Here is a 13,751-nt window from a genome sequence, read left to right as displayed (position 1 = left end):
GGGAGGTGGAATTCCGCACCGACGTGTTCGATGCGAGCAGCATCGAGACGTTGATCGAGCGGTTACGTCGGGTCGTAGTGGCCATGACCGCCGATCCCACACAGGCGTTGTCGTCGCTCGGTCTGCTCGATGACGCTGAAGAGGCGCTGCTGGATGAGCTCGGCAAGCGGGCTGTGTTGACCGGGCCCGCCGCCGCGCCGGCGTCGATTCCAGAGTTGTTCGCCGCGCAGGTTGCCCGCACCCCGGAGGCTGTGGCTGTCAGCTGCGGCGGCCGGTCAGTGACGTACCGCGAGTTGGATGAGGCGGCGAACCGGCTGGCGCACCTGTTGGCCGGCCACGGCGCGGGGCCGGGAGAGCGTGTGGCGCTGCTATTTTCGCGATCCACCGAGGCGGTCGTGGCAATTCTGGCGGTGTTGAAGGTCGGGGCGGCTTACCTGCCGATCGACCCGGCGCTGCCGTCGGCGCGGGTCGAATTGGTGCTCGCCGACGCCGAGCCGATCGCCGCGATCACAACCGCCGATCTGGCGGGGCGGCTGGATGGCCACAGGCCGCTGGTCGTCGATGTCAACGACCCCCGCATCGACGACCAGCCCAGCACCCCGCTCCCGGTGCCGGTCCCATCCGATATCGCCTACCTGATGTACACGTCGGGCACCACCGGAGTCCCCAAAGGCGTTGCGGTGACTCACCACAACGTCGCCCAACTGTTGGCGACATTCGATGCCGGGCTGCCGCCGGCGGGGGTGTGGTCGCAATGGCACTCCCTGTCCTTCGACATCTCGGTCTGGGAGATCTTCGGTGCGCTGCTGTGGGGCAGGCGGCTGGTGGTGGTGCCGGAGTCGGTGGCGGCCTCATCGGATGACCTGCACGCCTTGCTGATCGCCGAAAAGGTCAGCGTGCTGACCCAGACCCCGTCGGCGCTGGCGACGCTGCCGCGGGACGGGCTGGAGTCGACGGCGGTGGTGGTGGTCGGGGAGCCTTGCCCGCCGGATCTGGTGGACCGGTGGGCGCCGGGGCGGGTGATGATCGACGCCTACGGCCCGACGGAGGCCACCATCTACGCGGCGGCCAGCGCGCCGTTGACCGCGGGTTCGGGTGTGGTGCCGATCGGTTCACCGGTCCCGGGGACGGCGTTGTTCGTGCTGGATCGCAGGCTGCGACAAGTGCCCCACGGCGTGGTCGGTGAGTTGTACGCGGCCGGTGGCGGGGTGGCCGGCGGTTATTGGCGGCGGGCGGGGCTGACCGCATCGCGGTTCGTCGCCTGCCCGTTCGGCGGCTCGGGTGCGCGGATGTACCGCACCGGCGATGTCGTGCGCTGGGGCGCGGATGGGCAGCTGCAGTATTTGGGGCGCGCTGACGAGCAGGTCAAGATCCGCGGCTATCGCATCGAGCTCGGCGACGTGCAGGCGGCGCTGGCCGGACTGGACGGGGTGCAGGCCGCGGTGGTGATCGCCCGCGAAGACCGCCCCGGTGACAAGCGCCTGGTGGGGTATGTCACCGGAACCGCCGACCCGGCCGGGGCGCGTGCCGTTCTGGCGCAACGTCTTCCGGCTTACATGGTGCCGGCGGCGGTGGTGGTGCTCGACGCGTTGCCGTTGACCGTCAACGGGAAGCTCGACAAGCGTGCCTTGCCGGCGCCGGAGTACTCGGCTTGCGAATACCGGGCCCCGGCCAATGCCGTCGAGGAGACCGTGGCCGGTATCTACGCCGAGGTGCTGGGGCTCGAACGGGTGGGCGTCGACGACTCCTTCTTCGACCTCGGCGGGGATTCCCTGTCGGCGATGCGCCTGATCGCCGCGATCAACGCGGCCTTCGGCAGCCACCTTGCCGTGCGCACCCTGTTCCACGCGCCCTCTGTCAGCAGCTTGAGCGAGCAGCTCGGCAGGGACGGCAGCGACACGGAAGTGGTCCCGGTTGAGATCCTCAAGGAGGGCACGGGTGTTCCGTTGTTCTGCGTCCATCCCGGCGGGGGGCTGAGCTGGCCGTACCAGGCTCTTGGCAGCTACGTCGAGTCACCGATCATCGGAATCCAACAAACCCTGCAGGCCGGCGAGGCCGAACCTCGATCCGTTCGCGAGATGGCCGTCAACTACGCGGACAGGATCCAGGCGATGTATCCCGACGGTCCGTACAACCTGCTCGGCTGGTCCTTCGGCGGCATCGTCGCCCATGAACTGGCCATCGAGCTCCGGCGACGCGGATGCGTGATCCCGCGCCTCATCCTGCTGGACCCACAGGGCGGCACCGACGGCGGTGACGACCTGGCCGGTCGTGATCTGGTCGAGAAGGACATCCAGGACGAAGTCCTGCGGGTGTATCGGAAAAACATTCCGGGACAAGATGATTCGCTCACCTTCGAGCAAATCGAAGAACTGATCCGCAAATGGGGTGTTGCAGAACATGATCGATTTAAACAGTTCATGGATTTTCTTCTGCAAAACCATAACCACAACCGGGCGCTACATCGAGGTCACGTACCCGGTGTTTATGACGGCGATGTAGTCCTCTTCACCGCGGCACGGGACCAGGCCGGTCCGGATTCGTCGTCTGCGCAGAGTTGGCGGCCCTACATTGCCGGCGACATCACAGCGCATGCGGTCGATTGCACACACGGCGACATGGTGACCGCGGAAGCGCTGAGCCTGTACGGCCGGCAACTCAAAAGAGTCCTGGACGCCTAATGCGCCACAGCGGCTAGGCGATACCCCAGGGGCTCTAGCGGGCCCGGGTCACGCCGACGCCGACGCCGCCGCGGCCACGGGCTCCATCTCGAGCAATTCCGGTACCTGACCGGCCAGGTATTCGGCGAGCGACCCGATCGTGGGGTAGTCGAACACCGCGGTGGCGGTGATCGTGAACGCGCTACCGAATTGGTTGAGCAACCGGTTGCGGAGTTCTACCGCCATCAGTGAATCCATGCCCAGCTCCAGGAAGCGACTGGACGCGGCCGGCAGTTGCGCGAGCCTCAGGAAGCCTTGCAGTTCGTGCTGCAGGTGGCCGGTGAGGAAGCTGCCGCGCTGCGCCTCGGGAACCTCGCGAAGCTGCCGGAGCAACTCGAGATCGCCGACCGTCGCCGCGACCGCGCTGGGCAGGACGTGGTCGAGAATCGGTGGCCGCGCGCCGCCCAGCATCTTCGCCGTACGTTGCCAGTTGGCCTTGATGACGGTTGCCTGTCCGGTGCCGTGCGCGATGACTTCGGTAAGCGCGTTGAGCGCCACGCCCGGGTCTAGCGGAATCAGGCCCTGCGCGCTGAGATTCGCGCGCGCTGCCTGCGATGTGGCCATACCGCCGTTGGCCCACGGACCCCAGTTGATGCTGGTCGCGGGCAGGCCTTCGGCCTTGCGCTCCGCGACGAGCCCGTCGAGCAGCGCATTGGCCGTCGCGTAGTTGGCCTGACCCGGTGAACCCAGCACGCTGGACATCGACGAGTACAGGACGAAGAAGTCCAGATCGTCGTTCTTCGTCAACTGGTGCAAGTGGTAGGCGCCGAAGGCCTTGGGCGCGAACGTCGTCCGGAATCGCTCCGGAGTCTGCTGTGACAGCAGCGCGTCGTCGAGCACACCCGCCAGGTGTGCCACGCCCGCGAGCGGCGGCAACTCCGCGCGCACCCGAGCGAGCAGCTCAGCGGCCTGGGACTCGTCACCGATGTCCGCCGCAAACGTGTGGATCCGGCACCGGTACCGCTCGGTGATGGCGTCGATCGCCTGTTGCGTTTCGGCATCGGGCGTACGCCGGCCGGTCAACACGATGTCACCGGCCCCGAGCTGAGCAAGATGGCCAGCGGTGAACAAGCCCAGCGCGCCGAGGCCACCGGTGATCAGATAGCTCCGATCACCGCGCGGCTGAAGCGGTTTCGGCATCTGCAGCACAATCTTGCCGATGTGCCGTGCCTGCTGCATCCGGCGGAACGCGGTCTTGGCCTCCGTCAGCGGATAGATCTCGGTGGGCAGCGGCTCCCATTCGCCGCTCGCCAACCCGTCGGCTATCTCGCCCAGCAAGCCCCGAATGCGCTCGGGTTCGGTGATCATGGCGACGTCCAGCGCAATGATCTCGTAGTCGATGTCGGGGCGCGCCTCCGCCATCTGCTCGCGAGTCCAGATGTCGCGCTTGGCGATCTCCGCGAAGCGACCGTTCTGGGCGGTGGCCCGCATGGTGGCCTCGACGAAGCCCTCGCTGGTCAGGCTGTTGAGCACCACGTCGACGCCCTCACCATTGGTGTCGGCCAGGATCTGGTCCGCGAAATCGGTTGTGCGCGAGTCGTAGACGTACTCCACACCCATCCGGCGCAACGTCGCACGCTTGTAGGTGCTGGCGGTGGCGAACACGGTCGCACCACGCTGGCGCGCCATCTGGATCGCCGCCAGCCCGACGCCGCCGCTGGCGGCGTGCACGAGCACCCGGTCACCGGGGCCCAGCCGGGCCCAGTCGAACGAGAGTCGGACAGTCAGCGCCGCGGCGGGCAGGCTGGCCAATGCAGCCGGGCTGAACCCGTCGGGCACCGGCGCCAGCAGGTGGGCCGGTACATTGGCCCGGCTGGCGAAAGCGCCTGGCGTGGAGCCGAAGACGCGTTGACCGACCTCGAGCCCGGTCACGTCGGGGCCCAACTCCGTGACGATGCCGGCGAAGTCACCACCGATCAGTCCCGGATCGCCCGGGTACAGGCCGAGCACGTTGAGCACATCCCGGAAGTTGAGACCGGCGGCCTCCATCCGGACCTGCACCTGGCCCGCGTCGGGCGGCTGCACGTCCAGCTCGGTCAGGCGCAGGTTGTCGATCGCGCCGCGCTCCGTCGGCGCCAGTACGTAGTCGGTGCCACGCGGGATCGCGAGGTGCCCGCTGCGCGACCACGGCATCAGGCGGGAGGCCAGGAATTTTCCTTGCCGCAGTGCGAGTTCGGGCTCCTCAGCCGGCGTGCCGAGCAAACCGACCAGGGAGCGGACCGCATCCTCGGACCCGTCGGAGTCCACCAGCCTGCTACGCAGGGCAGGTTCCTCGGCAAGCATGGTGCGTCCGAGTCCCCAGAACGCCGCCTGCACCGGGTCAACCGGCTCGCCGGGCTCGGTGGCCACTGCGCGTTCGGTGACGATGCACAGTCCGCGGGGGAGTTTCACCGACCCGTTTGCCAGCAGATTGTGCACGGTGCTGACCAGGGTCCCGATTTCGCTCTCCAACCGCGCGGCGAATTCGGCGCTCGCCTCTGCCGTGCTCGGTTTCCCATTGCAGTGCCAGACGATGCCGGAGACCGGCGCGCCGCGCTCCTGAGCATCAACGAACAACTGCTGCAACAACTCCGGGTCCGAAGTGCGGTCGAACGAGACACCACCCGGCAGCTCGGCCGCCAGCTCGTCGAAGCCGGCGACCAACCAGGTTCCGGCGGCGTTCTCGGTCGCCTCGCCATCGTCGCTCGATGCCGGTGGCGGCACCTCGTGCCAGCCGAGGCTGTACAGCAGCCGGATCGCATCGCCGCCGAGTCCGCGCAGCAACGCCTCACGAGGCGCGCGCTTCACCGTGAACTCTTCGATGCCGCCCAGCTGCAGACCGTCGCGATCCACGAACTCGAGATTGAAGATCTGCGTCTCGCTGTCGGGTCCGCCGGATTGCCACTTCGCACGGCAGTAGAACCGCCGCGGCATCGTCTCACGCAGTACCACCCGCCCATACCGCAACGGCAGGAAGAGATCTGAACCGAAGGCTTGCGGCGCCACCGGCTTGTCGTCGTGGTCATCGTCGAGCTCATCCTCGTGTTGAGAGCCAACGAGTACCGCGCCGGCGATACCGGTGCACAGGTCCAGCAGCACCGGATGGATCGGCTCGCTCCCGAGCTGTTCGGAGAGTTCGTCGCCGATGGCGATGTCGCCGACCGCGTCACCCCTACCGACCCAGAGCGACTTCAGCGAAGTGGACCAGGTCGGTCCCCAGGCGAGCTCGTTGTCGACAAAGCTGTCGAACAGCTCCTGCGGGCGAGTGCGGGTCATCCGCTCGGTCAGGGCGTCGATGGAATCCGAGGGATCCGCTTCGTCGTCGACACCGGAGACCACGGTGCCCTCGGCGTTGATGGACCAGTCGGACTCACGGTCGCCATAGGGGCGGCTGTGCACCTTCCACGTCCAGCCCTCCCCGTCTTCCACCGGGTGCAAAGTCAACTGAACGTCCCGAGTAGTCTTCTCGCCCAAGATGATCGGCTCGTAGAAGAAGACGTCGCGCACCTGCCCCGGCGACGGCACCGCTGCGAGCGCCATGGCGGCGTACGTCGCACCCGGGACCACGACGGTGCCGTAGATCACGTGGTGGGCCAGCCAGGGTTGGGTCTTGATAGACAGCTTGCTGCTGTAGACGATGTCCCCGGAGGCGAGATCCTGAGCGACGCCGAGGATTCCGGACACCGCGGCGCCGTCGACACGAATGCCGGACGACTTGGGCCAGAAACGCCGGCGCTGGAACGGATACGTGGGCAGTTCCAGCCTGCCACGCGATCCGTGCTGCAGCGCAGCGAACTTCGGCCGATGCCCGGCGACGTAAGCGGCGGCCACGGCTTCGGAGATCTGGCGCCTGGCGTCTGTGCCCTTGCGCACCGACGCGATGGCGCGCGGCGCGGTCGAGAACTCCGGCCAGACCTGCGTCGCCGCCGCGGTCAGGACCGGCTGCGGGCCGATCTCCATCAGCACCGAGCAGCCCAGCTGCGCCACCGTGCGCACGCTTTCGGCGAACTGCACCGGCTGGCGGGAGTGGCGGCGCCAATATTGCGCGTCCAGTGGGGTTTCCGATGTCAGGACCGCGCCGGTGCGGTTGCACACCAGCGGCAGGGTCGGGATAGCGAAGTCGAATCCCCTTGCATAAGACTCGAATTCGTCGAGCGCGGGTTCGAGCAACTCCGAGTGGAAGGCGTGCGAAGTCTCCAGCCAGGTGCAGCGGAGTCCGGCCTCGGTGAGCTTGTTGACGATCTGGTCCAGATCCCCGGCCGGGCCCGACAGAACCGTGTTGGGGCCGTTGTAGGCAGCGACCGAAATGTGCGGGAACTCGTCGGCGACGCGCTCCACCTGCTGGGCGTCGGCGAACACCGCCACCATGCGGCCGCCCTCGGGCAGGTTGCCGAACAACCGGCCGCGTTCGGCCAACAGCCGCGCCCCGTCTTCCAGGCTGAACACTCCGGCGACACAGGCCGCGGCGTACTGGCCCACGCTGTGCCCGAGCACCACGTCGGGCTCGATGCCCCACGACTGCCACAAACGGGCCAGTCCCATCTCAACGGCGAACAGTGCCGGTTGCGCAAAGGACGTGTGCCGCAGTGTTTCCGCGGCCTCGTCGTCGCCGTCGGTAGCGAACATGACCTCCAGCAGCGGGCGCGTCACGATCTCGTCGATCGCCTCGGCGCAGCGCGTCACGGTCTCGGCGAACACCGGTTCGGTGTCGAACAATTCGCGCGCCATGCCCGGGTACTGGCTGCCCTGACCGGTGAACAACCATGCCGTCTTCGGCGGGTCACCGCATACGCCCCGCACCGCGCCCGGCCCGAGCTTGTTCTCGGCCAGCCCGGCCAGCAGCTCGCGGGCTTCTTGGGCCGATTCCACGACGAGCGCGGCCCGGTGTTCGAAGTGCGAACGCCCCGTGCCTGCGGTGAAGCACAAGTCGTTGACGTCGGTATCGGGGTGAGCATCCAGCCAGGCCGCGTACCGCTGTGCCATCGAGGCCAGCGCCTCCGGCGATCGCGCGGACAGTGGCAGCAGGCCGAACTGTTCGGGCGCGGTGGCCGGCTCCGGTTCTGCCGGCACGGATTGCGTCGGCGCCTCTTCGAGCACGACGTGTGCGTTCGTGCCGGAGAAGCCGAAGGAGCTGATCCCGGCGCGTCGGGGTTTGCCGTTGGTCTGCCACGGAGTGGCTTTGTCGACGACGCGGACGGCGATCGAATCCCATGGGATGTGCGGCGACGGCTTCTGGAAGTGCAGGTTCTGCGGCAGGGTTTCGTGCTGCAGCGACAGCACCACCTTGATGACGCCGGCGACACCCGCGGCCGATTCCAGGTGGCCGATGTTGGTCTTCACCGAACCGATCAACAGCGGCTGGCCCGAATCACGGTCGGCACCGTAGACGGCCGCGGCGGCCTGCACCTCGATGGGGTCTCCCAGTGACGTCCCGGTGCCGTGCGCCTCGAGGTAGTCGACGTCCCGGCCGGTGAGGCCGGCACGCGTGAGCGTGGAGCTGATAAGGCGTTGCTGCGCACCGCCGTTGGGTACCGTCAAACCGCTGGACGCGCCGTCCTGGTTGACGCCGGTGCCGCGGATGATCGCGCGAACCCGATCGCCGTCGCGCTGCGCATCGCTCAACCGCTTGAGCACCAGGATGCCGCAGCCTTCACTGCGTACATAACCGTCGGCGGAGGCGTCGAAGGTCTTGCATCGGCCGTCGGGGGACAGCATCCTGGCCCGCGAGGCGGCGACGTTGGACGCCGGGCTCAACAGCACATTCACGCCGCCGGCCAACGCCAGATCGCAGTCGCCGGAATGCAATGCCTGGCAAGCCTGATGGATGGCCACCAGCGACGAACTGCACGCGGTGTCCACCGCGACCGCCGGTCCTTCGAGTCCAAGGGCGAAGGCAACCCGGCCCGCGATGACGTTGAGGGCGTTGCCGGTGATGAAGTGGGCTTCGATGGTCTGGACCGACTCGGCGGACAGCAGGTGGGAATACTCGTTGGCGGCCACGCCGACGAACACGCCACTCTTGCTGCCCCGCAACGCCGCCGGGGAGTACCCGGCACGTTCCAGACCCTCCCAGGCGAGTTCCACCATCAGCCGCTGCTGCGGGTCCATCCACATCGCCTCGCGTGGCGAAATGCCGAAGAACTCCGGATCGAATCCGTCGATTCCTTCCAGGTATCCACCACAGCGGCTGTAGACCTTGCCCGGCGTCTCTGGATCCGGGTCGTAGAACTCATCGACGTCCCAGCGGTCGTCCGGAATCTCCCGGATGGCGTCGATCCCTTCGGACAGCAACTTCCAGTACGCGTCCGGATCGGGCGCGCCCGGCAGACGGCAGGCCACCGAGACGATCGCGATCGGCTCGTCCGACCGAACGGTCGCAGGCGAATTCGGCACGGTCGCCTTGCTGGCGGGCGCCTGCTCACCCAGGCCGAGCACATCGTTGAGCAAGAAGTCCGCCGCGTCGGTGAGTCGTGGATAGTCCATCGCAAGGGTGGCCGGCAGGCCCGTGCCCACGGCGCCTTCGAGTCGGCGCCGAAGTTCCACCGCCATCAGCGAATCCATGCCGAGGTCGAAGAACCCGGCCTCCTCGCGGATCTCGGCGGCATCGATCTTCGTCACGTCCGCTACGGCAGCACGCAGGTACTCCAAGACGATTTTCTTCCGCTGCTGCATCGGAGCGCGGCTGATCTGCTCGACCAGTTGAGTGGTGCCTGCCGCGGTCGCCGCGGGCGCAGAGTCCGGCACCTCGCGCTCCAACTGCGCCAGGAACGATCGCCTGCCGGCCAGTTGGTAGAGCGGCAGGAAGCGGGGCCAGTCGATCTTGGCCACAACCCCGTTCGCCGTCCCCGGCCCGGAAGGTGCTGCCAACAGCTCGGCCATCCCGGCCAGCGCGTCGGTGGGCGACAACGTCTTGACCCCGCGTTTATCCAGTTGCTCGCGGGCGTCCTGGTCGGCCATGCCCGCCGCCCACGGACCGAAGTTGACGCTGATTCCCGCAATGCCTCGTTCGCGCTGACGCCAGGCCAAACCGTCGAGGAAGGCGTTGGCCGCGCTGTAGGCGGTCTGGCCGAAGCTGCCCCAGACCGCGGAGATCGAGGAAGTGCTCAGGAAGAAGTCGAGCTGCAGATCCGCGGTTGCCTCGCTCAAATACCAAGCACCCCAGACCTTTCCGGAAAAGACCCGATTCACTTCGGCGTCGTCCAGAGTGTTGAGTGGGGTGGTGCCGATCTCACCGGCGGCGTGCACGATGCCCGCCAGGGGCGGCAGCTCGGTCCGCACCTTGTCCAGGACGCGGGCGACCTCGCGCTCGTTGGCGACATCGGCGGCCATGAACCGCACTTCGCAGCCGTGCTCTTCTCTCAGCGCGGCAATACGCTGTTGCGCGGCATCGCTGGGTGAGCGCCGTCCCGTCAGCACCAGGTGCCGGGCGCCGTGCGCGGCCAGGTATTCGGCGATCTCCAGTCCGATCGCACCCAGCCCGCCGGTGACGAGATACGTTGCGTCATCGCGCAATGCCAACGGTGCGGCGGCCGGCTGGCCGGTGCGCCGGGTGAGCCGGGGCACGTAGACCTGACCGCGCAGCGCGACCTGATCGTCCCCGCTCGGTGCGGCCACCATGTGATCGATCACCTGCGACCACTCTTCGGCGCCTCCTTCGGGCAGATCTATCAGCCCGCCCCACAGTTGTGGATGTTCGAGTGCCGCGCTGCGGCCGAATCCCCACAGGGAGGTCTGCGCCGGTGACACGGTGTCGGTGTCGGTGACTCGCTGGGCGCCGCGGGTCAGCAGCCAGATCGGAGTGCGGGGGAGTTCCTTTGCGGCCGAACGGAATAGCCGACGTGTTCCGCTCAGAACGTGGTGATGTATCCGGTCGAGCGATTCCGTCGAGGGTGCACTGTCGGCGCCGAGGGCCGCGAGGCTCACAATGCGCAGGTTGGGTTCGGCAGCCGCGGCGTGCAGCGTGGCTTCGAGTCGTTCCTCGTCCGCTTCGGATTGCGGCAGCGCGACGGTCAGCTGCCGGTGCCCGCGCGCGGTGAGTGCCTCGATCAGTGGGGCAAGGACGTTCGCATCATCGCCGATCAGCAGCCAGGCGGGGTCCTCGCCGGCCTCGGCGTTCGAAACCTTGGCCGCCTTCTCCCAACGGATTTCGTACCGGGCGTCCGCGATGGACCGAGCCTTGCGCTGCTGGTTGTGTTGCGCGGCAAATTGTTTCAACACGGAGATGGTCTGTGGATCGCCGGTGGGGCGACCGAGCAGCGCGGCGAGGTCATTGAACTGGCCATCTTCGAGCAGCCGGACGGCTTCGGTTGTCGCGGCACCCTCGGCGTCGGCCCGGAGGCGCTCGCCCCGGTTGTCGCGGTACCAGTATTCGCGGTGCTGGAACCGGTAGGTGGGCAGGTCGAGCTTGCGCGCCGGTGCTTGGCCGACAGCGCCGAAGTCCGGCAGGTGCCCGGCTACGTACGCCTCCGCGAGGGTCTCGGTGATCTGACGGTGGTCGGCGAAATTGCGGCGCAACGACGGGATCGCCTTCGGCGCGGTCGCCGTCTCGGGCCATGCCCGCATGGCGGCGGCGGTGAGCACCGGCTGCGGGCCGACCTCCAGCAGCACCGCGCAGTCCAAATCGGCCAGCGTGGCAACGCTTTTGGCGAACTCGACCGGCTGGCGCGCATGACGGCGCCAGTAGGAGCCGTCCAGCTTCGCGGTCCTGCCGATGGCGTCGCCGGTGCGGTTGCACACCAGGGTCCGCTGCGGCGTGCTGAACTCGAACCGGTTTGCGTACGCCTCGAATTCGTCGAGGACGGGCTCCAGCAGCGCCGAGTGGAAGGCATGGCTGGTCTCCAGCCAGTCACACCGGACACCCTCGGCGGTCAGCGTGGCCACCGCCTGCTCCAGGTCATTTGCGGGTCCCGACAGCACAGTATTGGCGCCGTTGTAGGCGGCCACCGACAGGCTCGGGAATTCGTCGGTGAAACCCTCCACCCGCTCGGGGGAGGCGAATATCGCCGCCATCCGCCCGCCCGAGGGCAGGCTGCCGAAGAGCCGGCCGCGCTCGGCGAGCAACAACGCGCCGTCCTCGAGGCTGAACACGCCCGCGACGCAGGCGGCGGTGTACTGCCCGACGCTGTGGCCCAGCACCACGTCGGGTTCGAAGCCCCACGACTGCCAGAGCCGGGCCAGGCCCATCTCGATGGCGAATAAGGCGGGCTGGGCGTAGGACGTCTGACGCAGGGTGTCTTCGCCGTCGGCGTCGAAAATGACGTCCAGCAACGGCCTTTCGAGCACGTCGGCGACCGCTGAAGCGCACTGGTTCACCGTCTCGGCGAACACCGGCTCGGTCTCGTACAGCTCCCGGGCCATGCCCGCGAACTGGCTACCTTGCCCGGGGAACAGCCACGCCGTCTTCGGCGTATCGGCGCAGTCCCCGCGCACCAGACCCGGCGCCGGGCGACCGTCGACCAGCGCACCTAATAGTTCGCGCGCGGATTCGCCCGAGTTCACCACCAACGCGGCCCGGTGCTCGAAATGCGAGCGACTCACTCCGGCGGTGAAGCACACGTCGGACAAAGCGGCATCCGGGTGCGCGGTCAACCAGTTGCGGTATTCGTCGGCGATCTGTTCCAGCGCCGCGGGGCTGCGAGCCGACAGCGGCAACACGCTGAAGCGGCGCTCGTCGAACGGCGCAGGCGGCGTCGCGTCGAGTTGTAGTTGGCCCGACCCGACGGGAGCTTCCTGGAGGATGACGTGAGCGTTGGTCCCGGAGAACCCGAACGAGCTGACACCTGCGATGCGCGGCCTGCCGTTGCGTTCCCACGGGGTGGCCTCGTCGACGACCCGGACCGCGAGCCGGTCCCAGGGAATGTGGGGCGACGGGTTCTTGAAGTTCAGATGCTTCGGCAATTCCTCGTGCTCGAGCGACAGGATGACCTTGATCAGGCCGGCGATCCCGGCGGCGGCCTCGAGGTGCCCGATGTTCGTCTTCACGGATCCGATCAGCAGCGGCTGGGCGGGGTCGCGCCCCTTGCCGAGTGCCGCGCCCGCCGCCTGGACCTCGATCGGGTCGCCTAGCGACGTCCCGGTCCCGTGCGCCTCCAGGTAGCCGACGTCACCGGCGGCCAGGCCGGCGCGCTCCAGCGCCTCGGCGATAACACGTTGCTGCGCAACACCATTGGGCACCGTCAAACCACCCGAGGCGCCATCCTGGTTAATCGCGCTGCCCCGGACCACCGCCCGGATGTGGTCACCGTCGCGGATCGCGTCCTCGAGCCGCTTCAGGACGATGACGCCGCAACCCTCGCCACGCACATAACCGTCGGCGGCTGCGTCGAAGGTCTTGCACCGACCGTCGGGCGCGAGCATCCGCGACTGGGAGAAGGTGATCATGGTGGCAGGGTTGATCAGGACGTTCGCCCCACCGGCCAGCGCGAGGTCGCATTCCCCCAGCAGCAGCGCCTGGCACGCCTGGTGGACGGCCACCAACGACGAGCTGCACGCCGTGTCGACGGTGACGGCCGGGCCCTGCAAGCCCATTCGATAGCTGATTCGGCCCGCCCCCGCGGCGGCCGCGGTCCCGATCGCGAAGTATGCCTCGATGTCGGCGAATTCCATGTCGCCCGAGATCATTCCCAGGTAGTCGTGGGTCGACAGGCCCACGAACACACCGGTTCTGGTGCCCGTCAGGGCCGAGGGAGCGGTCCCCGAGTGCTCCACCGCGCGCCACGCCGTCTCCATCAAGAGCCGATGCTGAGGGTCCATCAACATGGCCTCGCGTACGGACACTGCAAAGAAGGACGCGTCGAAGCCCGTCACATCGTCGACGAAGCCGGCCCGCCGGGTCACCATCTTTCCGGGCGCCCCCGGGTCGGGGTCGTAGAACTCCTCCGCATCCCACCGGTCCTGGGGCACCTCGGAAACGGCGTCCCGACCTTGGCGCAACACGTCCCAGAACTCGTTCGCATCGGCGGCACCCGGAAAGCGCGCCGCGTACCCAACGACCGCGAAACCTGGTTCGGCACAGTCCGGTTCGTGCGACGACATGAGTTTCTCGGTGGCCGG

2 protein-coding genes are annotated in these 13,751 nt (G+C 67.9%); one reads left to right on the top strand and one right to left on the bottom strand.

Translation table 11 applies throughout. The features are described 5' to 3' along the window. Positions 1-2,681: amino acid adenylation domain-containing protein (locus JOZ00_RS09095; protein ID WP_293342721.1), on the top strand; the 2,681-nt coding region annotated here is incomplete at its 5' end. 48 nt (positions 2,682-2,729) lie between these two features. On the opposite strand, the gene JOZ00_RS09090 is transcribed toward JOZ00_RS09095, so the two are convergent. Further along, entirely contained in the window at positions 2,730-13,733 is an 11,004-nt protein-coding gene (locus JOZ00_RS09090) for a type I polyketide synthase (RefSeq protein ID WP_293342731.1), read from the bottom strand. Positions 13,734-13,751: the final 18 nt, after the last annotated feature.

Origin of the sequence: Mycobacterium sp., from assembly GCF_019243155.1 — a bacterium.
GTDB lineage: Bacteria > Actinomycetota > Actinomycetes > Mycobacteriales > Mycobacteriaceae > Mycobacterium.
The sequence above is the reverse complement of the archived record's forward strand: the minus strand, read 5'-3'. Positions and strand labels throughout refer to the sequence as shown.

Coding starts and splice junctions, on each gene's coding strand:
- JOZ00_RS09090 (WP_293342731.1), bottom strand. CDS start 13,733: ATGTCGTCGCACGAACCGGACTGTGCCGAACCAGGTTTCGCGGTCGTT.